The 20,783-nt window shown below is 67.9% G+C and carries 22 protein-coding genes; 19 read left to right on the top strand and 3 right to left on the bottom strand.

What is annotated here, in order from left to right:
- The 8 genes from QWJ38_RS01460 to QWJ38_RS01425 all read left to right on the top strand — a co-directional run bounded on the left by QWJ38_RS01460 (position 1) and on the right by QWJ38_RS01425 (position 8,583).
- Positions 1 to 735: a TerC family protein gene (locus QWJ38_RS01460; RefSeq protein WP_290357259.1), complete on the top strand. Its 735-nt coding sequence runs from the start codon at positions 1 to 3 to the stop codon at positions 733 to 735.
- A gap of 21 nt (positions 736 to 756) precedes the next feature.
- Positions 757 to 1,866: a serine/threonine-protein kinase gene (locus QWJ38_RS01455; RefSeq protein WP_290357258.1), complete on the top strand. Its 1,110-nt coding sequence runs from the start codon at positions 757 to 759 to the stop codon at positions 1,864 to 1,866.
- Positions 1,863 to 2,651: a Stp1/IreP family PP2C-type Ser/Thr phosphatase gene (locus QWJ38_RS01450; RefSeq protein WP_290357257.1), complete on the top strand. Its 789-nt coding sequence runs from the start codon at positions 1,863 to 1,865 to the stop codon at positions 2,649 to 2,651. The genes QWJ38_RS01455 and QWJ38_RS01450 overlap by 4 nt, the downstream gene beginning before the upstream one ends.
- 121 nt (positions 2,652 to 2,772) lie before the next feature.
- Positions 2,773 to 3,423 carry an FHA domain-containing protein gene (locus QWJ38_RS01445; RefSeq protein WP_290357256.1) on the top strand — a complete coding sequence of 217 codons (651 nt, stop codon included), beginning with the start codon at positions 2,773 to 2,775 and terminating at the stop codon, positions 3,421 to 3,423.
- Positions 3,424 to 3,587: 164 nt separating this feature from the next.
- Positions 3,588 to 4,364 (top strand): MBL fold metallo-hydrolase, encoded by a 777-nt coding sequence (locus QWJ38_RS01440; protein ID WP_290357255.1) that lies wholly within the window; start codon positions 3,588 to 3,590, stop codon positions 4,362 to 4,364.
- A 200-nt stretch (positions 4,365 to 4,564) separates the two neighbouring features.
- Positions 4,565 to 5,011 (top strand): pilin, encoded by a 447-nt coding sequence (locus QWJ38_RS01435; RefSeq protein WP_341850470.1) that lies wholly within the window; start codon positions 4,565 to 4,567, stop codon positions 5,009 to 5,011.
- A 29-nt stretch (positions 5,012 to 5,040) separates the two neighbouring features.
- Positions 5,041 to 6,801 (top strand): PglL family O-oligosaccharyltransferase, encoded by a 1,761-nt coding sequence (locus QWJ38_RS01430; RefSeq protein WP_290357254.1) that lies wholly within the window; start codon positions 5,041 to 5,043, stop codon positions 6,799 to 6,801.
- Between the two features lie 252 nt (positions 6,802 to 7,053).
- On the top strand, positions 7,054 to 8,583 hold the full coding sequence (locus tag QWJ38_RS01425; protein ID WP_290357253.1) for a PglL family O-oligosaccharyltransferase: 1,530 nt from the start codon (positions 7,054 to 7,056) through the stop codon (positions 8,581 to 8,583).
- Positions 8,584 to 8,590: 7 nt separating this feature from the next.
- Here the strand turns inward: QWJ38_RS01425 and moaC are convergent, their stop codons facing one another.
- Positions 8,591 to 9,076 (bottom strand): cyclic pyranopterin monophosphate synthase MoaC, encoded by a 486-nt coding sequence (moaC, locus tag QWJ38_RS01420; RefSeq protein WP_290357252.1) that lies wholly within the window; start codon positions 9,074 to 9,076, stop codon positions 8,591 to 8,593.
- Between the two features lie 79 nt (positions 9,077 to 9,155).
- Between moaC and QWJ38_RS01415 the strand changes: the two genes are divergently transcribed.
- Positions 9,156 to 10,751: a M48 family metalloprotease gene (locus QWJ38_RS01415; protein ID WP_290357251.1), complete on the top strand. Its 1,596-nt coding sequence runs from the start codon at positions 9,156 to 9,158 to the stop codon at positions 10,749 to 10,751.
- 6 nt (positions 10,752 to 10,757) lie between these two features.
- Here the strand turns inward: QWJ38_RS01415 and QWJ38_RS01410 are convergent, their stop codons facing one another.
- Positions 10,758 to 11,114, bottom strand: coding sequence for a phage holin family protein (locus QWJ38_RS01410; protein WP_290358034.1), 357 nt, complete (start codon positions 11,112 to 11,114; stop codon positions 10,758 to 10,760).
- 181 nt (positions 11,115 to 11,295) lie between these two features.
- Between QWJ38_RS01410 and QWJ38_RS01405 the strand changes: the two genes are divergently transcribed.
- The 9 genes from QWJ38_RS01405 (at position 11,296) to QWJ38_RS01365 (ending at position 19,100) form a co-directional block, all read left to right on the top strand.
- A complete protein-coding gene (locus tag QWJ38_RS01405; protein WP_290357250.1) occupies positions 11,296 to 12,054 on the top strand; it encodes an energy transducer TonB in 759 nt (252 codons plus the stop codon).
- A gap of 9 nt (positions 12,055 to 12,063) precedes the next feature.
- A complete protein-coding gene (locus tag QWJ38_RS01400; protein ID WP_290357249.1) occupies positions 12,064 to 12,813 on the top strand; it encodes a MotA/TolQ/ExbB proton channel family protein in 750 nt (249 codons plus the stop codon).
- 18 nt (positions 12,814 to 12,831) lie between these two features.
- Entirely contained in the window at positions 12,832 to 13,251 is a 420-nt protein-coding gene (locus tag QWJ38_RS01395) for an ExbD/TolR family protein (RefSeq protein ID WP_290357248.1), read from the top strand.
- 112 nt (positions 13,252 to 13,363) lie between these two features.
- Entirely contained in the window at positions 13,364 to 15,682 is a 2,319-nt protein-coding gene (locus tag QWJ38_RS01390) for a TonB-dependent receptor (RefSeq protein WP_290357247.1), read from the top strand.
- Positions 15,683 to 15,736: 54 nt separating this feature from the next.
- Positions 15,737 to 16,420: a Fe2+-dependent dioxygenase gene (locus tag QWJ38_RS01385; RefSeq protein WP_290357246.1), complete on the top strand. Its 684-nt coding sequence runs from the start codon at positions 15,737 to 15,739 to the stop codon at positions 16,418 to 16,420.
- Positions 16,417 to 17,532 carry an alpha-hydroxy acid oxidase gene (locus QWJ38_RS01380; protein WP_290357245.1) on the top strand — a complete coding sequence of 372 codons (1,116 nt, stop codon included), beginning with the start codon at positions 16,417 to 16,419 and terminating at the stop codon, positions 17,530 to 17,532. Before QWJ38_RS01385 ends, QWJ38_RS01380 begins: the two co-directional genes overlap by 4 nt.
- Before the next feature lie 38 nt (positions 17,533 to 17,570).
- On the top strand, positions 17,571 to 17,855 hold the full coding sequence (locus QWJ38_RS01375; protein WP_290357244.1) for a PepSY domain-containing protein: 285 nt from the start codon (positions 17,571 to 17,573) through the stop codon (positions 17,853 to 17,855).
- 14 nt (positions 17,856 to 17,869) lie between these two features.
- Positions 17,870 to 18,421, top strand: coding sequence for a cytochrome b/b6 domain-containing protein (locus QWJ38_RS01370; protein WP_290357243.1), 552 nt, complete (start codon positions 17,870 to 17,872; stop codon positions 18,419 to 18,421).
- 244 nt (positions 18,422 to 18,665) lie between these two features.
- Positions 18,666 to 19,100, top strand: a complete 435-nt coding sequence (locus QWJ38_RS01365) for an SWIB/MDM2 domain-containing protein (RefSeq protein WP_290357242.1) — start codon at positions 18,666 to 18,668, stop codon at positions 19,098 to 19,100.
- Between the two features lie 78 nt (positions 19,101 to 19,178).
- On the opposite strand, the gene QWJ38_RS01360 is transcribed toward QWJ38_RS01365, so the two are convergent.
- A complete protein-coding gene (locus QWJ38_RS01360; protein WP_290357241.1) occupies positions 19,179 to 19,574 on the bottom strand; it encodes a response regulator in 396 nt (131 codons plus the stop codon).
- Positions 19,575 to 19,886: 312 nt separating this feature from the next.
- Here QWJ38_RS01360 and QWJ38_RS01355 point away from each other — a divergent pair, with 312 nt between their 5' ends.
- Positions 19,887 to 20,723 (top strand): MHFG family PEP-CTERM protein, encoded by an 837-nt coding sequence (locus QWJ38_RS01355; RefSeq protein ID WP_290357240.1) that lies wholly within the window; start codon positions 19,887 to 19,889, stop codon positions 20,721 to 20,723.
- Positions 20,724 to 20,783: the final 60 nt, after the last annotated feature.

The following is a 20,783-nucleotide window of genomic DNA, read 5'->3' as shown; positions in this document are numbered from 1 at the left end:
ATGGAACAGTTTCTGTCCGCCGACTTCTGGCTGGCCGTCGCCCAGATCATCATGATCGACATCCTGCTGGGTGGCGACAACGCGGTCGTGATTGCGCTGGCCTGCCGCAAGCTGCCGGCGGCGCAGCGCACCAAGGGCATTCTGTGGGGCACGGTCGGCGCCATCCTGCTGCGCGTCGTGCTGATCTTCTTCGCGCTGGCGCTGCTGCAGGTGCCGTATCTGAAGATCGTTGGCGCCGCGCTGCTGCTGTGGATCGGCATCAAGCTGCTGCTGCCCGAACATGAGGACGGCCACACCCATATCGAGGCCAGCGACCGCCTGTGGGCGGCGGTGAAGACCGTCATCGTGGCTGACTTCGTGATGAGCCTGGACAATGTGATCGCGATCGCCGGCGCTGCCGAGGCGGCCGGCGGCGAGAACGAGATGGTGCTGGTCGTGTTCGGCCTGCTGGTCTCCATCCCCATCATCATTGGCGGCAGCCAGCTGGTGATCAAGCTGATGGACCGCTTCCCCGTCGTCATCACCCTGGGCGGCATGCTGCTCGGCTGGATCGCCGGCACCATGGTGGTCGGCGACCCGGTGCTGGCCGAATGGGTGCCGATGGAAACCAGCAGCGACGGCAAGAACCGCCATGTCTCCAGCGTGGCCGGCTATATCGCCGGCGCGATCGGCGCACTGACGGTGCTGGTCACCGGCCGCTGGCTGGCCGCGCGCCAGCAGCGCCTGGCCGCCTGAGACGCCCGCGCTTCCCGATCGATGAAAGACGACGACGCAGCGCCGGGCTTCTGGCGCCGCCTGCTGGGCCGAGCCAAGCGAACCGCAGCGCTCGCCGACGCCGGGCCGGGCGGCCTGGCACGCTACCGGCGGGAGCGCGAGCTCGGCCGCGGCTCGATGGGCGCCGTCTACCTGGCCACCGATCTGCAGACCGGCCGGCCGGTGGCGCTGAAGCTGCTGGCGCTGCAGCGCGAATGCTCGCCCGAGGACCTGGTCGAACTGCGCCAGCGCTTCATGCGCGAGGCGCGCGCCGCCGGCCGGCTCGAGCATCCGGACATCCCGCGCGTGCTCGATGCCGGCGAGATGGGCGACGATGCGTGGATCGCGATGGAATACGCCCGGGGTCAGGACTTGAGCGGCTACACCCGGCCCGGCCGCCTGCTGCCGATCAAGGAGGTGTTGCGGGTGGCGATCCGCGTCGCCCGGGTGCTCGGCTATGCGCACAGCCAGGGCGTCGTCCACCGCGACATCAAGCCGGCCAATGTGATGCTGGACCGCGAGAATGGCGGCCTGAAGGTGATGGACTTCGGCATCGCCCGCGTCGCCGACAGCAGCCGCACGCGCACCGGCGTCGTGCTCGGCACGCCGTCCTTCATGTCGCCGGAGCAGCTGGCGGGTCTTTCGGTCGACGGTCGCAGCGATCTGTATTCGTTGGGCGTGATGCTTTATCAACTGCTGACCGGCCAGTTGCCGCACCAGTCCGAGTCGATGGCCGGCCTGCTGCACCAGATCGCCAACCAGCCGGCGCCCGATGTGCGCAGCCATCGCCCCGAGCTGCCGGAGGCGCTGGCGCAGCTGCTGGCGCTGGCGCTGGAGAAGCGCCCCGAGCTGCGCTATGCCAGCGGCGAGCAGATGGCGCAGGACCTGGAGGCGGTGCTGGCCGCCGGGCTGGCGGCGGGCCGTGCCGAGCAGAGCGCGCAGCGGCAGGAGGTCAAGGCCCAGGCGCAGGCCGTGGCGGCGAGCAGCGAGGCCGGCGATTCCGTGGATCCTTACGCACAAACTGTGCGTCTGGACCCCGCTCGCACAGGGCAAAATCCGCCAGCACCTTCCCCCTCCCGCCAGCCCAGCCAGCGACCCGACGAGCCGACATGACCCTGGAGTTCTTCAGCGCCACCGACGTGGGCCGCGCGCGCGACAACAACGAGGATTCGGTGGCCGTCGAGGAGTCGGTCGGTCTGGTGGTGCTGGCCGACGGCATGGGCGGCTACAACGCCGGCGAGGTGGCCAGCCAGATGCTGACCAGCTTCATCCGCTCCGAGCTCGGCCGCTGGCTGAAGGAGTCCGGCAGCCTAGCCGCCGCCGCCGATGTGCGCCGCGCGATGGACATCTGCGTGGACAACGCCAACCGCGCGATCTTCAATGCCGCCAACACCAATCCGCGCTATGCCGGCATGGGCACGACCCTGGTGCTGGGCGTGTTTCGCAAGGAGGGGCTGCTGCTGGGCCATGTCGGCGACTCGCGCGCCTATCGCCTGCGCGGCGAGCAACTGGTGCAGATCACCCGCGATCACTCGCTGCTGCAGGAGCAGCTCGACGCCGGCCTGCTGACCCCGGAGGAGGCGCTTTTCTCCAGCAACAAGAACCTGGTGACGCGCGCCGTCGGCGTCGAGGACGCGGTCATGCTGGAGCTGCACCTGCACGAAGTGCAAGCAGGTGATACCTTCCTGTTCTGCTCGGACGGTCTGTCCGATATGCTGGACGACGATGCGCTCGCCCAGTTGCTCCTAAACCACCCTTCGCTGTCGGAAGCGGCCCAGGCCCTGATCGACGCAGCCAACGAGATGGGCGGCCGGGATAATATTGCGGTTGTGCTGGCCCGGGCCGAGGGGCGGGTGAAGCCCGAGGGCCGCGCCTGGTGGCCGTTCGGCCGGCGCTGAGCGACCCGCCCTTCCCGGCGCGGCCGGGCAGCAGTGGGGCGGTAAGGCAAAACTGAAGCGGCGATGTCCGGGGCGACGAGGCGGCGACCGGGCACGAAGACAACAGGACTTGAGGTCAAGCATGGGTAAGCTGGTGGTTTCACTGGACGGCGTGGTGATCAAGGAGGTGCAGCTCACCAAGGACAAGACCACGCTCGGTCGCCGGCCCTACAACGACATCGTGATCGACAACCTGGCGGTCAGCGGCGAGCATGCGGTGCTGCAGATGGTCGGCGCCGATGTCTTCATCGAGGACCTGAACTCGACCAACGGCACCTATATCAACGGCAAGGCGATCAAGAAGCAGCTGCTGGCCAATAACGACATCGTCGAGGTCGGCAAGTACAAGATCAAGTTCCTGCTCGAGGACAGCGCCGACTACGAAAAGACCATGATCCTGAAGCCGGGCGCCACACCCTCCGGCTTCGGCCTGCCCTCGGCCTTCGGCGCCCTGCCGGGCACGCCGGCCGCCGCACCTGCCGCGATCAAGGTGCTGACCGGCGTGGCCGCCGGCCGCGAGGTCAGCCTGACCAAGGTCGTCACCACCGTCGGCAAGCCCGGCGTGCAGGTGGCCTCGATCACCAAGCGCCCGAGCGGCTATGTGTTCGCCCATGTCGAGGGCGCGGCCCGCCCGACCGTCAACGGCATCCCGCTGACCGGCGAATCGATCGCGCTGCGCAGCGGCGACCTGATCGAACTGGCCGGCACGCAGATGCAGTTCATCCAGGGCTGAGAGCGGTCGCGCCTCACCTCCGCGGTGCTCGTGAAGCAAGTCACGCGGGGCTGCAGTCGCTGTAATTCATCCGTTGGTGCGTTGACAAAGACGGCATTGCTGCCTTGTTTGGCGCCCCCGGCCGCGTACATTGGGACCTCGATCCTCAAGAATCCCGCTCCTCCATGAAAATACGCGTCCTGGGTTGTTCCGGCGCCATCGCGGCCGGCTACAAGACCACCGCCTTTCTGCTCGACGACGATGTGCTGATCGATGCCGGCACCGGCGTCGGCGACCTGCCGCTGGACGCGCTGGCCCGCATCGACCACATCCTGGTCAGCCATTCGCACCTGGACCATGTGCTGGCGATCCCGCTGCTGGCCGATTCGGTGCTGCGCCTGCGCGAGCAGGCCGGCCGCCCGCCGATCCAGGTCCATGCACTGCCCGAGACGCTGCAGGCGATGCGCCAGCATCTGTTCAACGGGGTGATCTGGCCCGACTTCACCCGCCTGCCGAACGCCGAGAGGCCGGTGCTGAGCCTGCACCCGTTCGAGATCGGCCAGCGCCTGCAGCTCGGCGGCCGCATGATCGAGGTGCTCAGCGCCGAGCACACGGTGCCGGCGGTCGGCTTTGCCGTCGATGCCGGCGCGGCCGGCCACTGGGTCTATACCGGCGACACCGGGCCCAACCCGGCGCTGTGGCGCCGCCTGGCCGAGATCAAAGTCGCCCATCTGGTCATCGAGACCGCCTTCAGCGACGACGAGCGCCAACTCGCCCACGTCAGCCGCCATCTGTGTCCCTCGGTGCTGGGCCATGAGCTGGCCCAACTGGGTGGCAGCGTCGACGTCCACATTACCCATATCAAGCCGGGTGAGGTCGAGGCGGTGATGAGCGCGGTCGGCGCGCTGCAAAGCGGGCACCGCCTGCGCGCGCTGCAGGCCGGCGAGGTGATCGAGTTGTAAGAACGGTCGCCGGTGCTGTCAAAAATTGTCAGCCCCGGCCGATCTGGTCGCCCCGCAACTGACGAAATTTGTCGCCGGGCCGGCCGGCAGGCTTGGATTCGTGATCGATCACACGAATTCAGGGGTGTGGAAAGCTGGCACGACCCCTGCATTCAGGGGGGATGTTCCTCCCCCAACACCTGCACCAGGAGTTTCCCATCATGAGCATGAAGCGCGTCCAACAAGGTTTCACCCTGATCGAACTGATGATCGTCGTGGCGATCATCGGCATTCTGGCCGCCGTCGCGATTCCGGCCTACCAGAACTACATCAAGAAGGCGGCTTACTCTGAGGTCACCTCCGCGATGGGCCCGTACAAGCTGGCGGTTGACATCTGCTACCAGCAGGCGGACGGAGCGACCTCTGCGGCCAAGCTCCAGACCTGCGATGCGGGCTCGGCTGGCATTCCGGCTGCTCCGACTGCCGTTACTACCGGTGCATTCAATACGCTGACTGTTACCGACGGCGTGATCATTGCTACGCCCAACGCGGTCAAGGGCATCGCGGCTAGCGAGACTTGCACGTTCACGCCGGTCGCTGATGGCAACGATCGACTGCAGTGGACCTATTCTGGCGGCTGCTTGACTGCAGGCTATGTGAAGAACTAATTCACGATTGCATCAGACAAAGGCCGCCCATGGCGGCCTTTGTCATTTCCGGACAAAACATGACATCCGCAATACGTTGGTCGCTACAAGGCAAACTTCTGCAGCTTGCACTGTGCCTAGCCGTTTGTGTTCCATGTCTACTGATATTCAATCTTTTGCCGTCGAGCACCCTGTTCAACCAGGTCGTGGCCGCCGCTCTTTGGGGGCTCGTGCTTGTCTTTGTGCCGAGTTGGCCTGTTCAGCAACTCGCGCGGGATAACTGGCCCCCCGTCCTGCTGTGCATATGCATGGGAGCCGGGGCTGTGGTCAGTGCCTGGATCTCACGCGTGCCGCTGGACCATGCTTTGGGCACAGCGGCGATGATGGCTGCCACGCTTGCCGTGCTCCTGGGCGGGGCATCGATTCGCAGCTTCGGCATGACCGAACTGGCGCTGGATGGTTTGACCATTGGTTTGTACCTTGCTGCCTCGCTGAATCTCGTCGTCGCCCTTATTCAAATGTTTGCACCGCAGTGGGCCGATGGCGTATGGCTCGCTCAATCAGCGCTTCATGGGCGCGGAATCGGCAATCTGCGGCAGCCGAATCTGATGGCATTGCTGCTGCTTTGGGCCATGATCTCGGTGCTGTGGTGGGAGGGCTCAGGTCGACTGCGCCCGGTCACAGCGCTTCTGCTGACAGCGCCTTTGGTCCTCGGTGTGGCGGTTACGGCTTCCCGCGCTGGCGTGCTTGGCGTACTGGCATTGAGTGCATGGGCGTGGCTTCGTGGGCGAGGTCGGGCGCCCGGGCTTCAAGCGAACGGGTTGCGATATGCCCCTGTATTGCTTTTGCTCAGCTGGGGAGTGCTGTACCAACTTTCCTCGCTCTCGCACACCGACTTCGCGACCGCAAGCCGTGCAGCCGAAGGGGTTGCCTCGCCAGGTAGGGTCGCCATTCTTCGCGATGCTTGGGCTTTGATTCAGACTCATCCATGGTTCGGAGTTGGTTGGGGTGGGCTCAACTTCGCGTGGGCTCTGACGCCCAATCCGCAGCGTGCTAACTACAACTTCGACCATACCCACAACCTGATCGTTCAATGGGCGGTCGAATTGGGGTTGCCACTTGCCATCTTGCTTACAGGGCTACTCTTGGCAACACTTTGGCGCCTGCTGAGGCCGCTATGGATCGAGTCGGCTGAGCCGTCTGCAGCCCGAGTTTGCTGCGTGGCCGCCGTAGTCCTTATCGTGGGTCACAACCAGCTGGAGTTTCCGTTCTGGTACGCCTATTTCCTTTTGCCGACCGTTTTCTGCATCGGCTTGGCAAATCCGACCGGTTCAGTTCAGCAAGCAGCTGTGCTACCCAAGCGCAGCTCCCCCTTAAGAGCGACGGGCTTGCTCCTGATGCTAGGAGCCGCGCTCATCGTTTTTGACTTCATGCGTGTCGCCGCCATCTTCTCAATCTATTACGAGGATGATCCGATCAAGGAGCGTCTGGAGGCGGGGCGGCGCTCCTGGCTGTTTTCTTGGAGCGCGAACTATGCGGATGCCACGATGAAGCGCCCCAGTGATCAAACGCTGCGCTCTGCACCTTTGGCGGCCCATGGCATGGCTGACCCGAGGCTGCTGATCAAGTGGTCGCAAGCGTTCCATGCCGACGGCCAAGAGAATAAGGCGCGATATCTGGCGGCCAGGGCGAGGGAGTTTCGTCGCAAAGAAGACGCCGAGTTCTTTGCTCCCTGCCAGGGTCCGGCGCCGCTACCTTATCAATGCCAACCGGCGTCGGGTGACCTGAGTTACCAAGACTTCAAACCCTGAAGCTTTGACTATTGGCGATCGTCGGTTGATATCGTCTGCTTCATGTGATGATGCGGGCCCATGCGCGTCCCGAATCCATTCTTGCTCGGTCCGATTGTTCTGGCCGCTGCCTTTCCGCCGCTAGTCGCCTACAACCTGACCCCGTCGGCGACACTGTTCAATCAGCTGGCTTCGCTGGGTGGCTGGAGCGTCGTGCTGCTGTTGCTGATACCGCTAGGTCCGTCGGCGAGCGGTGTTCGTGGGACCTGGGCCTTGCCGATCCTGCTGATCGCACCGTGGGCATCGCTGCTCAGGGAGCAACTGCCGCTGTCGCTGGTCCTGTCGAGCAGCGCGCTGCTGGCAGCGGCGCTGCTGCTGCAACTGGCCGGTAGCGGGCTTCGCAGCGATGCCCGCCGGGCTGCATTCGAGGCGCTTTGCTGGGGACTGCTCGCCGCGGGCCTGCTGAGCCTTCTCGTCAGCCTGATCCAGGTCTTCCTTCCCGAGGTGCCCGACGGCCACTGGATCGCCCGTTCCGGCATCCCCGGCCGCGCCGTTGGCAGTATGCGCCAGCCGAATCATCTGGCCAGCCTCTTGATGTGGGCCTGCGTGGCCACCGTCTATCTGGTCGACGCTGGGCGCTTGGGCGCCAAAGCAGAGCGGATCGTGCTGCCGGCGCTGCTATTCGGCTTCGTCTTTGCCATCGTGCTGAGCGCCTCGCGCACCGGCATGCTGGGCGTGCTGATGCTGGCGGCCTGGGGCGGGCTCGATCGCAAGCTGCAGCGCGGCTCGCGGCTGGCGCTGCTGGCGACGCCGCTGATGCTGGCGCTGGCCTGGTGGGGCGTGTCGGCCTGGGCCAGTGCGGGCCACCATGCCTTCGGCGCCGAATCGCGCCTGGCCGAGGGCGCCGGCTCGCCGTCGCGGCTGGCGATCCTGGCCAATGCCTGGGAGCTGCTGAAGCGCAATCCCTGGCTGGGCGTCGGCTGGGGCGAGTTCAATCTGGCCTGGACGATGACGCCCTTCCCGAACCGGCCGATCGCCTTCTTCGACCATACCCACAATCTGCCGATGCAGCTGGCGGTCGAGCTGGGCCTGCCGCTCAGCCTGACGATGCTGGCCCTGCTGGGCTGGGCCTTGTGGTGGGCCTTGCGCGCCAGCATGCGAGCCAGCGGCAGCGATGCGGTCGTGCGGCGCTGCGCGGTGCTGCTGGTGCTGACCATAGGCCTGCACAGCCTGCTCGAGTACCCGCTCTGGTATGCCTATTTCCTGATGCCGGCGGCCTTTGCCTTCGGCATCGCGCTGGCGCCACTCGAGCCGGCTCCGTCCGGCGGATCGAGCGCGCTGAAGCGCCTGCTCGGCGCCGGCGGCGCGCTGCTGCTCGCCGGCAGCCTGTTCGCCGTCTGGGATTATCTGCAGGTGGTGGCGATCTATGTGCCGCCCGAGGAGGCGACGCCGCTGTCGCAGCGGATCGCCGTCGGCCAGCGCTCGCTGTTCTTCTCGACCCAGGCCGACTATGCGGCTGCCACGACCCTGCCGCCGGGCCCTCAGGCACTGGCCGCGACGCAGCGCACCGCGCACAACCTGATCGATGCGCGGCTGATGGTCGCCTGGGCGCGCTCGCTGCATGCGGTCGGCGACGACGACCGCGCGCGCTATGTGGTGCAGCGCCTGCGCGAGTTCCGCGGCTCCGAATACGCGCAGCTGACGGCCGAATGCGAGGCGCCGCCGGCCGAAGCGAAGGCGGTGCGCTCCTTCCAGTGCGATCCGCCGCAGCGCGACTATGAATGGCGCGAGATGCGCCGCTGAAGCGCGCTCAGGGCGCCGACCAGTCGCCGCTCTTGCCGCCCTGCTTCTCCAGCACGCGCACCCCGTCCATCACCATGCCGCGGTCGACGGCCTTGCACATGTCATAAATCGTCAGCAGGCCGATCTGCACGGCGGTCAGCGCCTCCATCTCGACGCCGGTGCGGCCCAGCGTCTCGACCTGGGCCGTGCAGTGCACGGCACTGCCGGCCTCGTCAAGCGCGAACTCGACGGCGACGCGGGTCAGCGGCAGCGGGTGGCACAGCGGGATCAGATCGGCGGTCCGCTTGGCGGCCTGGATCGCGGCGATGCGCGCGATGCCCAGCACATCGCCCTTCTTGGCGCTGCCCGACACGATCAGGGCCAGGGTCGCGGGCAGCATCCTGATACACCCGCTGGCGCGCGCTATTCTGTGTGTGACATCCTTGTTGGCAACGTCGACCATATGGGCTTGGCCCTGGGCGTCAAAATGCGTCAAACCTGGAGAAGAAGTCATCGCGAAGCTGCCGGCAATAATTGGGAAACCTTGACGCCGTCATCATAGTGAGGCCTCGACGCCACGCCGGAGATTCCTTGTGCTGAAGCCGCCATTCCCACGCCCGAGCCGCGTCGTCCTCGCCGTCGCCGCGGCCCTGCTCTTTGGCGCCGGCGCACCGCTGGGGCAGGCGCAGGTGAACCTGCCGGCTCTGGGCGATTCGGCCTCGGCCGATTTCGACGTGCCCACCGAGCGGCGCCTGGGCGAGCAGATCATGCGGCAGATCCGCGTCGATCCCGACTATGTCGACGACCCGCTGCTGCTCGAATACCTGCAGGGCATCTGGTCGCCGCTGGTGCAGTCGGCACAGCGGCTGGGCAATATCAGCGACGAGACCGCCGACCGCTTCGCCTGGGAGATCTTCCTGGTGCGCGACCGCACGATCAATGCCTTCGCCCTGCCCGGCGGCTTCGTCGGCGTGCACCTGGGCCTGATCGCGATGACGGTCTCGCGCGACGAGCTGGCCTCGGTGCTGGGGCACGAGCTTTCGCACGTGACGCAGCGCCATATCGCGCGGCGCATCGCCGGCGACTCGCGCAACAGCCTGCTGGCGACGGCCGCGATGATCGCCGGCCTGATCGCCGCCTCGCGCGCCGGCAGCACCGATATGGCCAATGCCGCCATCGTCGGTGGCCAGGCGGCCGCGGCCGCCGCCTCGCTGGCCTTCTCGCGCGATATGGAGCGCGAGGCCGACCGCGTCGGCTTCAATGTGATGACGCATGCCGGCTTTGCCGCCAGCGGCATGAGCAGCATGTTCGAGCGCATGGAGCAGGCCTACCACCTGATGGACTCGGGCAACTACCCCTATCTGCGCTCGCACCCGCTGACCAGCGAGCGGATCGGCGATGCGCGGCTGCGCCTGGGCACCGCCGAGTTCCTGCGCCCGCGCGGCCTGGCCGAGCATGCGCTGATGGCGGCGCGCGCGCGCGTGCTGATGGACCCGCGCGCCGAGACCTGGGCGCAGTTGCAGAACCTCGACGCCGGCGCGCGCGATCTGCAGAACCGGGGCCAGGACAAGGGCTTCGAGCAGCTCGGCGCGCGCTACGCCGCCGCGCTGGCCTCGATCAAGATGCGCAACTATCCGCGCGCCGAGAGCGCCTTGCGCAGCGCCGAGCAGATGCTGCAATCGCTGGGCGGCGATGCGCGCGCGCAGCGGGTGCTCAGCTATCTGGGCGCCGAGTTGGCGCAGGCGCGCGAACAGGCGGCGGCCGGCTATGCGGCGCTGCAGCCGCTGGCTGGCGAGCGCTCGCGCGTAATGCTGATGCAGCGCGCGCAGCTGGCGATGGTCGACCCCGATCCGGCCAAGGTGCGCGAGGCGGCCGAGACCCTGCAAACCTATGTCAGCCTGAACAGCCACGACGCGCTGGCCTGGAACCAGCTCGCGCAGCTGTGGGACAAGCTCGGCCAGCCCTTGCGCGCGGTGCGCGCGCAGGGCGAGGCGCGCGCCGCCGCGGGCGACCTGAACGGCGCGATCGACCGCCTGCGCTCGGGCCTGCGTCTGTCGCGCGGCCGCGATGCCGACCAGATCGAGGCCTCGGTCATCGATGCGCGCCTGCGCACCCTGCTCTACGAGCGCCGCCAGCTGCTGGCAGAGATGTATCCGCGCGGTGCGCCTCCCGGTGCCGAGCTGCCCTAGCCGGCCTCAGTCGCTGACCGGGAACATGCGCTCGATGAGCACGTCGATCAGCATGCCGCACAGGCTGTAGATCAGCGAGCCGATCAGCGCCGCGACGAAGCCGGCGACCGCGAAGCCGTCGAGCAGATGGGCGGCGGCCCAGAACATCAGCGCGTTGATGACGAAGAGGAAGAGCCCCAGGCTCAGCACCGTCACCGGCAAGGTCAGCAGCACCAGGATCGGCCGCAGCAAGGTGTTCAGCAAGCCCAGCACCAGAGCGGCGATCAGCGCCGAGGGGAAGCTGGTGACGGTCACGCCCGGGTAGAGGTGCGCCACCAGCAGCAGGGCGGCGGCAAGCAAAAGCCAGCGGGTCAGGGTTTTCATAAGCATGCTCGGTTGGTCGGTTCGGCCCGTCGCCGCGCCGGCCCTTGCTGCCCGGCCGCGCGTCCGATGATTGGTGCGGCAAGCATACAAGCGTGGCGCGCACGCCATCAAATGGGGCTGGAGAATGGGAATTGTTCTCATTCAATGCTACGATCCCGCTCGAACTGCTTTACGAACCGACGTGACCCAAGCCGCCCTCCGCCCCGACGAACTGCTGTCGCCGCCGACCCCGCCCGCTGCCGCGGCGCCGCTGCGGTTGGGCGCGCCGCCGGCCGCGCAGAGCGATGACCTGGGCCCCAACGGGCGCCGCTGGCTGACCGGCGGCGTGCTGCTGGCCCATGTGGTCGGCGGCTGGGCGCTGCTGCAGATCGACTCGGTGCGCCAGGTCATCAGCGGCACACCGCCGACCATCATCGTCGACATGATCGCGCCGGCGGAGCCGCCCAGGCCGGCCCCGCCGCCCCCGCCTGCGCCGCAGCCGCGCAAGATCGCCCCGGCGCCGGCCTCGCTGATCGCCGCCGCGCCGACGCCAACGCCGGCCCCGCCGAGCTTCGTCGCGCCGGCGCCGGAGCCGGCCCCGCCGACGCCGGTACAGGCCGCGCCCGCGCCGCCGGCCCCGCCGGCGCCGGTCGCCGCGCCGGCCGAAGCGCAGCCCAAGAAGGTGCCACCCGGCTCGGTGCGCTATCTGACTCAGCCCAAGCTGAACTTCCCGCTGCTGTCCAAGCGCCTGCACGAGTCGGGCATGGTGGTGCTGCGCATCGTCGTCGATGTGAACGGTCGCCTGAAGGACGCCTCGGTGCTGAAGAGCTCGGGCTTCGAGCGCCTGGACCAGCAGGCACTGCAGGACATCCGCAGCGCCCGCTTCGTGCCGCAGACCGAAGACGGCAAGCCCATCGAAATAGAAACCAAGGCCGCGCTGGCCTACGACCTCGACCGCTGAACAAGATCCATGGACACGACCGCTGTTAACAACCCGATCGGCTTCGGCCACTTCATTGCCCAGGCCGACGTCGTCGGCAAGTTCCTGCTCGGCGTGCTGATCGTCATGTCGATCGCTTCCTGGGGCCTGATCCTGGCCAAGGGCATCGCCCAGTTCCTGCGCAACAAGCGCGCCAACGCCTTCCTGGACTTCTTCTGGAATGCGCGCTCGCTGGATGCGGTGCAGGCCGAGATCAGCACCCATGGCGCGCGCGATCCGTTCTCGCACCTGAGCGCCCATGCAATGCATGCGCAGGCCCACCATGCGCGCCATGGCGCGGCCAAGCTGGCCGAGGCCGGCTCGGCCAACGACTTCATCACGCGCACCATCAAGAAGGTGCTCGACGAGGAGACGACGCGGCTCGAGTCGGGCCTGACCACGCTGGCGACCATAGGCGCGACCGCGCCCTTCGTCGGCCTGTTCGGCACCGTCTGGGGCGTCTACCACGCGCTGCTGGCGATCGGCATGAGCGGTGCCGGCACGCTGGACAAGGTCGCCGGCCCGGTCGGCGAGGCGCTGATCATGACCGGCATCGGCCTGGCTGTCGCCATCCCCGCCGTGATGGGCTACAACGCCTTCACCCGCGGCAACCGCGTGCTGACCGCAAGGCTGGACGCCTTCGCCTACGAGCTGCACAGCTTCCTGACCCTGGGCGAGGCGCCCGGTGCCGGTGTGGCGGCCAATGTGCGTCCGCTCAAGCAGCCGGCCAGCGCGGCCTGATCGCAGGGAGTCGCTGCCATGGCCTTCGCCTCCTTCGACAGCAAGCGCGCCAGCGCGCCGATGGCCGAGATCAATATGGTCCCGCTGATCGACGTGATGCTGGTGCTGCTGGTGATCTTCATCGTCACCGCGCCGCTGCTCACCAATGCGGTCAAGCTGGACCTGCCCAAGGTCAGCTCGCAGATCAACGAGCTGAAGCCGACCAAGGTCGAGTTCGCGATCGACGCGAGCGGCCAACGTTTCTGGGACGGCGTGCCGCTGAGCCGCGCCGAAAGCATCCAGCGCTTCGCTGCCGAGGGCGCGAAGCCGCAGCAAGCCGAAATCCATCTGCGCGCCGACCAGAACGTGGCCTACCGAGTGGTGGCCGAGACGCTGGCCGACGCGAGCAAGGCCGGTCTCACGCGAGTCGGCTTCGTCAGCGAGCCAGAGCGCCCCTGATCCGCCCGCCGGCGGATCCGGTCCAGCTTCAGCCAGCCACCTATCGTCAACAAGGCGCGCCTCCCGCAGGCAGGCGGCGCGCTGCCCTGCACAAGAAATCCGAGGAGTTCCCATGTCCCGCAAACACAAGCAGCGCGCCGCCCGCGCGGCCGCCGCTCCGCTGAGCACCCGTCTGCTGCCGCTGGGCGCGCTGGCCGCCGGCTTCGGCCTGGCCTCGGCCGCGCTGGCCCAGAGCGCGCCGCCGGCCGCCGCGCAGGCGCCCAAGCCGGCCGCCACCGCCGCGAAGACCGCCGCCGCCGACGACGAGGGCGTGCTGCCGGTCGTGCGCGTCAAGGCCGCGGCCGAGCGCCAGGGCAAGGACGACTACCAGGCCACCGAGACCCGCATCGGAAAGGGCCAGCAGGAGCTGCGCGACATTCCGCAGTCGGTCACCATCGTCACCGAGAAGGTGATGGACGACCGCAATCTGGACAACGTCAAGGAGGTGCTGAAGAACACCGCCGGCATCACCTTCCAGGCGGCCGAGGGCGGCGAAGAGGACATCCGCATCAACGGCTTCTCGCTGCAGGGCTCGGGCGACGTCTTCATCGACGGCATGCGCGATCCGGCCTTCTACGACCGCGACACCTTCTTCCTCGATCGCGTGGAGCTGCTGCGCGGCTCGGGCGCGCTGATGTTCGGCCGCGGCTCGACCGGCGGCGCGGTCAACCAGGTGACCAAGCAGGCCCAGCTGCTGAACGCGAACCAGATCGACGTCGGCATCGGCAGCCATGGCGATCTGCGCAGCGTCGGCGACTTCAATGTCCGCACCGGCGAGAGCTCGGCCCTGCGCGTCGGCGCGATGCTGAACCGCGCCGACAGCAACGGCGCCGGTAGCTCGATCGACAAGGGCGGCCTGGCCGGCTCCTACCGCTGGGGCATCGACGAGCAGGACGAGTTCGCGGCGACGATCTACGGCCTGAGCAACAAGAACGGTGTCAACTACGGCATCCCCTGGATCCGCCCGACGGCCAGCTCGCCGGTCGGCGAGTCGACCCTGGTGCCGATCGACCCGAACAACTACTACGGCATGGCCAGCGATATGAACGACGGCTCGGCCAACTTCGGCATGCTGAGCCACACGCACCGCTTCTCGGACAACGCGCAGCTGCAGACCCGCGTGCGCTATGCCGAGTACACCCGCGATATGCGCGCCAGCCTGGTGCGCTTCGCCGCCGCGGCGCAGCAGCCGGACCGTCAGGCCGTCTCGCTGGCGACGCTGAACGAGCGCACGGTGCTGAGCCGCAGCCTGCAGATCAAGAAGCAGGACATGCAGACCCTGACCGCGCAGAGCGACTTCAGCGGCCGCTTCAAGGCCTTCGATGTCGATCACTACCTGCTGGCGGGCGTCGACTTCGCCGATGAGAAGAAGCAGGTCTATGCGGCGCTGTCGGCGGCCCAGGGCGGTGTCGTGCCGCCGAAGCCGAACACCAGCATCGGCACGCCCTGGGACGGCGCCAGCAGCGACGAGAGCCTGCGCAGCTTCCGCACCAACAACGAGTACGTGTCCAAGGGCTGGGGCATCTATGCGCAGGACATGATCCAGGTCGCACCGGCCTGGAAGCTGGTCGCCGGCGCGCGCTACGACAATCTGGATGGCGACTACAAGCAGTACACGATCCCGAACAATGCGCCGGGCCCGGTCACGACCACGCCGTATTCGATGAAGGTGTCGGAGTGGAGCTATCGCGGCGCGGTGCTCTACCAGCCGAGCGCGCGCATGTCCTTCCACCTGATGGGCGCGACCTCGTTCAACACCTCGGGCGATGCCTATTCGCTGTCCGCGGCCAATCAGGACATCCCGCCGGAGGAATCGGTCAACGTCGAGCTGGGCGGCCAGATCGACTCGGCCGACGGCAAGCTGACGACCCGCTTCGGCATCTTCCGCACCACCAAGCTGCACGAGCGCAACACCGATCCGCTGGTCAATCTGGTCACGCTGTCGGGCAAGCGCCATGCGGCCGGCCTGAACGTGGACATGCTGGGCCGCGTCACGCCGGAATGGGAAATCTGGGCCAATTTCGCCTGGGTGCCGGTGGCCAAGATCGACGAGGGCGTGCCGGGTGCCGAAGGCGAGGGCACGCGTCCGTCGCTGACGCCGCGCTACTCGGGCAGCCTCTGGACGACCTATCTGTTCACGCCGCAGCTGCGCCTGGGCCTGGGCCTGAACGGCCGCAGCGGCCAGCAGCCCAACCGCAACCCCGGCTTCTATGCGCCGAAGTTCATCACCACCGACCTGATGGCCGAGTACGCGGTGATCCCGGAGGAACTGCTGTTCCGGCTCAATGTGAACAACGTTAGCAACAAGCTTTATGCTGACTCCCTGTACACCTCCTTCTATGTGCCCGGTACCGGCCGCACGGTGGCGCTGACCGGAACCTACAAGTTCTGATGTCGTGCACGGCCCGGGCTCGACCCGGGCCTTTTTGGCTATGAGTGCTTGCCGATGCTGCTGAAGATCGCGAACGTGCTGAGCCCGCAGGCGCTGCAGGAAGCGCGGGAATTGCTGGCGCGCGCGCGCTGGCAGGACGGCCGCGCGACGGCCGGCGCGCAGGCCGCGACGGTCAAGAACAACGAGCAGTTGCCGGCCGGCAGCGAAGAGGCGCGCGCGCTGCAGGCGCTCGTGTTGCAGGCGCTCGAGAAGCACCCGCTGTTCTTCTCGGCGACCCTGCCCAAGCGCGTGCTGCCGCCGCTGTTCAACCGCTATGCCGGCGCCAGCAACCATTACGGCCGGCATGTCGACCAGGCGGTGCGCTATCTGCCCGGCGGCACGCAGCGCGTGCGCACCGACATCTCCTGCACGCTGTTCCTGTCCGATCCCGGCGAGTACGAGGGCGGTGAGCTGGTCATCGCCGACACCTATGGCGAGCAGCGCATCAAGTTCGAGGCCGGCGACCTGGTCCTCTACCCGGGCACCAGCGTGCACAGCGTCGAGCCGGTGACGCGCGGCGAGCGGCTCGCGAGCTTCTTCTGGATCGAGAGCATGGTGCGCAGCAGCGAGCAGCGCCGCCTGCTCTACGAAATGGACATGAGCCTGATGCAGTTGCGCGCCGCGCATGGCGAGAGCGATGCGGTCGTGCAACTGACCGGCAGCTATCACAACCTCTTGCGCATGTGGGCCGATACATGACCGGGCCGGCGCCGCGCATCGAGGCGCTGCCCGAGGGCCTCGTCAACCTGGCCGATTTCGAAGCGGCCGCGCGCGCGCGGCTCGACGACGGCGCCTGGGCCTATCTGAGCGGCGGCGCCGCCGACGAGATCACGCTGCGCGCCAACCGCGCGGCCTGGGATGCGATCCGCCTGCAGCCTCGCGTGCTGCGCGATCTGGCCGGCGGCCATACGCGCGTCACGCTGCTGGGCCGCGAGATGCCGCATCCGATCCTGCTGGCGCCGATCGCCTACCAGCGCCTCTTCCATGCCGACGGCGAGCTGGCGATCGCGCATGCGGCCGCTGCGCAGGGCGCCGGTCTGCTGCTCAGCGCCCAGGCCAGCGTCGCGATGGAGGACATCGCCGCGCCGATGCGGGCGGAGTCGCAGGCGGGGCCGCTGTGGTTCCAGCTCTACTGGCGCGACGACCGCGGCTTCATGCAGGCGCTGCTGGAGCGCGTCGAGCGCGCCGGCTTCGAGGCGCTGGTGCTGACCGTCGACGCGCCGGTGCATGGCGCGCGAGACCGCGAACGCCGTGCCGGTTTCAAGCTGCCGGACGATGTCCGCGCGGTCAATCTGGGTGGGCGCAAGAAGCCGCTGGCGCTGCAGCCGGGCCAGAGCGCGCTGTTCGACGGCCTCTTGCCGCGTGCCGCCACCTGGGCGGAGATCGACTGGCTGCGCGCGCACAGCCGCCTGCCGCTGCTGCTGAAGGGCCTCACGCATGCCGACGATGCGCGCGAGGCGCTGGCCCGCGGCGTCAGCGGCTTCGTCGTATCCAACCACGGCGGCCGCGCGCTCGACACCCTGCCGGCCACGGCCGAGCTGCTGCCGCCGCTGCGCGCGGCGCTCGGCCCCGAGGTGCCGCTGCTGGTCGATGGCGGCATCCGCCGCGGCACCGATGTGCTGAAGGCGATCGCGCTCGGCGCCGACGCGGTGCTGCTGGGCCGGCCCTATGTGCATGCGCTGGCGGCGGCCGGCGCGCTGGGCGTCGCCCATGCCTTGCGCCTCCTGCGCGACGAGCTCGAGATCGCGATGGCGCTGAGCGGCTGCAGGACCCTGGCCGACGCGGATGCGCGCCTGCTGTGGCCCGGTTGACTGATTGTTCTTTGTTCCACCCGACCCGAAGGAAACCCATGAAGAAGTCCCTGATCACCATCGCTCTCTGCGCCGCCAGCCTCGGCGCCTTTGCCCACGGCAATGTCTCCTGCCCCGTCGTGCCCAAGGAAGAGAAGAAGCCGCAGATGGAACTGCAGCGCAAGCTCGAGTCCGAGGGCTGGAAGGTGCGCCAGGTGAAGAACTTCAACAACTGCTACGAGGTCTATGGCTTCGATGGCAAGGGCCAGAAGGCCGAAGCCTTCTTCCATCCGAAGACCTTCGAGCGCGTCTACCCGGAAGGCGAGCAGGCCCCGGCGAAGTGAGCGCAGGGCGGCCGATGCAGCGGGTCTGGGACCCGCTGGTGCGCGCGCTGCACTGGCTGCTGGCCGCCGCGGTGCTGACGAGCTGGATTAGCGGCCAGTGGCCCGAGGCGGTCGGCGGCCGCTTCGATCGGATCCACCATGGCGCCGGCTATGTCGCGCTGGCGGCGGTGACGATCCGCCTGCTGTGGGGCTTCGTCGGCCGCGGCCATGCCCGCTTCGCGCGCTTCGTGCGCGGGCCGCGCGCGACCTGGACCTATGCGCGGCGGCTGTGCGCCGCGCGCGAGCCGCGCCACCTCGGCCACAACCCGCTGGGCGGCTGGATGGTGCTGGGGCTGCTGACCAGCAGCGCGGCCGCCTCGGTCACCGGCATGCTCTATATCGGCGACTGGCTCTGGGGCTACCAGTGGCTGGCGGACCTGCATGCGGCGCTGGCCTGGCTGATCATGGCGCTGGTGCTTGCGCATTGGATGGGCGTCGCCTTCACCAGCTGGCGCCATCGCGAGAACCTCGTCGGCGCAATGATCAGCGGTGACAAGCGCGCCGCAAGACGCGATGACATCGCGTGATTGCGCGATGTCGGCGCGCGGCAAAAGCGCGATGCCGCCGCGCAAATGATGCGAGGCCGCGACAAACAAGGGTAAACAAGGGCCAAATCGATGTGCGATACGGCCTTCTTCCCCTATGAAAGCCTTCTCAATGCCAGAGGGGAGCAGTACCATTGCCGTCGCAGGGTGCTAGAGAGAATTGAAGGCTTATGCGGCCTTCACCCGTGACCCGGCACATCAACAACTTTTGATGGAGAGAATCGAAATGGCAACTGCGAAGAAGGCCGCGCCCGCGAAGAAAGCGGCTCCGGCCAAGAAGGCGGCTCCGGCCAAAAAGGCCGCGGCACCTGCGAAGAAGGCGGCACCGGCCAAGAAGGCCGCGCCCGCGAAGAAGGCCGCTCCGGCGAAGAAGGCGCCTGCTGCAAAGAAGGCAGCCGCTCCCGCCAAGAAGCGCACCCCGAACGCCGCCTTCATGAAGGCGATGACCCCCAGCGCGGCCCTGGCCGCCATCGTCGGCTCGGCCCCGCTGCCGCGCACCGACGTGACCAAGAAGGTCTGGGAGTACATCAAGAAGAACAAGCTGCAGGACGAGCTGCAAAAGCGCGTCATCAATGCCGACGCCAAGCTGAAGGAAATCTTCGGCAAGGCCAAGGCCGATATGTTCGAGATGACCAAGCTGATCAACAGCCACCTGAAGTGAGATCGCGCAATCGCCGGCTCGCGCTGGCGGTTCCACAAGAGGGCCCGGTTCACCGGGCCTTTTTTCTTGGGCCGACGCTCAGCGCAGCGAGGCTTCGAGCGCCTCGCGCAGGCGCGCGACGTCGATCGGCTTGAGCCAGTAGTCGACGAAGCCGGCAGCGCGCGCGGCGGCGATATCGGCCGGATCGTCGTCGGCCGACAGCGCGATGCAGCGCAGGTCGCGCAGCCGCGCATCGCCGCGCAGCCGGCCCAGCAGGGTCAGGCCGTCCATATCGGGCAGGTGCATGTCGATCATCACCAGCGCCGGCCGCAGTTCTTCGAGCAGCTGCAGCGCCTGCGCGCCGTCCTCCGCGCATTCGAGCCGCCAATCGCCCGGCAGGCGCCGGAACACCTCTTCCATCAGGATGATGTTGATGCGGTCGTCTTCGACATACAGCACATGCGGCGGCGTGGTGGCGGGGGCGGGAGCGGGCATGGTAGCGAGCGGAACGGCGAAGGCGGACGAAGAGGCGTGCGTGCGGCGTGCAGATTAGCAGAGCGGGCGCGCGCATCGAAGCGGCGCAAAACGTGACATAGCGCACTGATCGCGCTGTGGGGCGCTCCCCCGACCACGGGGGGCGCGCAAGCCGGAAAACCCTGATGCCTGCCTACACTGGCAGCACGCGAGACGCTCAAGGCCGGCCGAGTCCGGTCCAGGCGCGAGGGACGCAGACCAACAGCAAGCAACCTGGCATCTCGGTGGCCTCCACGGCCGCCGGGCGGCCGGACTCACACCTACGGGATCACCATGTCACTGATCGCATCGATTGCACTGGCCGCCTCCGGCGCGACATTGCCGGCATGCGCCTGGGACCGCCCGGGCGTGAATCCCTTCATGGGCGATGTCGTCGCCGCCGTGGACCGCTATGTCGACATCCCCGCCGCCGTGCGGGCCAAGCTGAAGGCACGCATGCAAAAGCGCGACTACGACGAGATCGTCAGCATCAAGCGCGACGAGATCAGCGGCCAGGCGCGCTACGGCAGCGAGATCCGCGACATGCACTTCGGCGCCGGCACCGTCTGCACGACCGTCACCCGCAGCAAGTGGACGGCGACGATGGAGGAGCGCGGCCTGGTCTATTGCGAGGACGGCCACTGCATCCTGGTACCGACCGTCTGCCGCAATGTCAGCCGCATCAATCGCCTCGCCGCCAGGCCGGCCGCCGCCGGACCGGCGACGACCCATCATGCCGCGGCCGAGCCGCAGACCGAGCTGGAGATGGAGCCGACCTCGGCCGGTGTGCCGGCCGCGCCGGAGCCCGAGCCGGCCGTCGTGCCGGGCAGCTTCGCCCAGCAGGCCAACCCGGGCGCCGAGAGCAGCCTGCTGGCCGCCGCGCCGCCGGGCGCCGGCAACTTCTTCATCGGCAACACGCCGGCACCCAGCCTGCCGGGCATGTCGGTGCCGACGCTGCCGCCCGGCCCCGAGCTGAGCACCAGCAATCCCGCCGATACGGTCGAGCCGATCCTGCCGCCGATCAATCCGCCGACGACGATGCCGGCGGTGCCCGAGCCGGGGACCTGGACGCTGCTGCTGTCCGGCCTGGCGGCGGTCGGCTACATCGCCAGGCGCCGCCGCGGCGCCTGAGCCTCAGCCCGCCCGCTTGCAGGCGGGAAGTCCTTCGCAAGGCGTCGGACAAGCCGCAGC

It is taken from the genome of Roseateles violae (assembly GCF_030410485.1).
GTDB lineage: Bacteria > Pseudomonadota > Gammaproteobacteria > Burkholderiales > Burkholderiaceae_C > Roseateles_D > Roseateles_D violae.
The sequence above is the reverse complement of the archived record's forward strand: the minus strand, read 5'-3'. Positions and strand labels throughout refer to the sequence as shown.

Bases quoted from the DNA above. Each gene is read 5' to 3' on its own strand.
- QWJ38_RS01440 (WP_290357255.1), top strand. From the start codon at position 3,588: ATGAAAATACGCGTCCTGGGTTGTTCCGGCGCCATCGCGGCCGGCTAC.
- moaC (WP_290357252.1), bottom strand. From the start codon at position 9,076: ATGACTTCTTCTCCAGGTTTGACGCATTTTGACGCCCAGGGCCAAGCC.
- QWJ38_RS01455 (WP_290357258.1), top strand. From the start codon at position 757: ATGAAAGACGACGACGCAGCGCCGGGCTTCTGGCGCCGCCTGCTGGGC.
- QWJ38_RS01385 (WP_290357246.1), top strand. From the start codon at position 15,737: ATGCTGCTGAAGATCGCGAACGTGCTGAGCCCGCAGGCGCTGCAGGAA.
- QWJ38_RS01380 (WP_290357245.1), top strand. From the start codon at position 16,417: ATGACCGGGCCGGCGCCGCGCATCGAGGCGCTGCCCGAGGGCCTCGTC.
- QWJ38_RS01400 (WP_290357249.1), top strand. From the start codon at position 12,064: ATGGACACGACCGCTGTTAACAACCCGATCGGCTTCGGCCACTTCATT.
- QWJ38_RS01370 (WP_290357243.1), top strand. From the start codon at position 17,870: ATGCAGCGGGTCTGGGACCCGCTGGTGCGCGCGCTGCACTGGCTGCTG.
- QWJ38_RS01390 (WP_290357247.1), top strand. From the start codon at position 13,364: ATGTCCCGCAAACACAAGCAGCGCGCCGCCCGCGCGGCCGCCGCTCCG.
- QWJ38_RS01410 (WP_290358034.1), bottom strand. From the start codon at position 11,114: ATGAAAACCCTGACCCGCTGGCTTTTGCTTGCCGCCGCCCTGCTGCTG.
- QWJ38_RS01375 (WP_290357244.1), top strand. From the start codon at position 17,571: ATGAAGAAGTCCCTGATCACCATCGCTCTCTGCGCCGCCAGCCTCGGC.
- QWJ38_RS01355 (WP_290357240.1), top strand. From the start codon at position 19,887: ATGTCACTGATCGCATCGATTGCACTGGCCGCCTCCGGCGCGACATTG.
- QWJ38_RS01460 (WP_290357259.1), top strand. From the start codon at position 1: ATGGAACAGTTTCTGTCCGCCGACTTCTGGCTGGCCGTCGCCCAGATC.
- QWJ38_RS01430 (WP_290357254.1), top strand. From the start codon at position 5,041: ATGGCGGCCTTTGTCATTTCCGGACAAAACATGACATCCGCAATACGT.
- QWJ38_RS01395 (WP_290357248.1), top strand. From the start codon at position 12,832: ATGGCCTTCGCCTCCTTCGACAGCAAGCGCGCCAGCGCGCCGATGGCC.
- QWJ38_RS01360 (WP_290357241.1), bottom strand. From the start codon at position 19,574: ATGCCCGCTCCCGCCCCCGCCACCACGCCGCCGCATGTGCTGTATGTC.
- QWJ38_RS01450 (WP_290357257.1), top strand. From the start codon at position 1,863: ATGACCCTGGAGTTCTTCAGCGCCACCGACGTGGGCCGCGCGCGCGAC.
- QWJ38_RS01445 (WP_290357256.1), top strand. From the start codon at position 2,773: ATGGGTAAGCTGGTGGTTTCACTGGACGGCGTGGTGATCAAGGAGGTG.
- QWJ38_RS01435 (WP_341850470.1), top strand. From the start codon at position 4,565: ATGAGCATGAAGCGCGTCCAACAAGGTTTCACCCTGATCGAACTGATG.
- QWJ38_RS01365 (WP_290357242.1), top strand. From the start codon at position 18,666: ATGGCAACTGCGAAGAAGGCCGCGCCCGCGAAGAAAGCGGCTCCGGCC.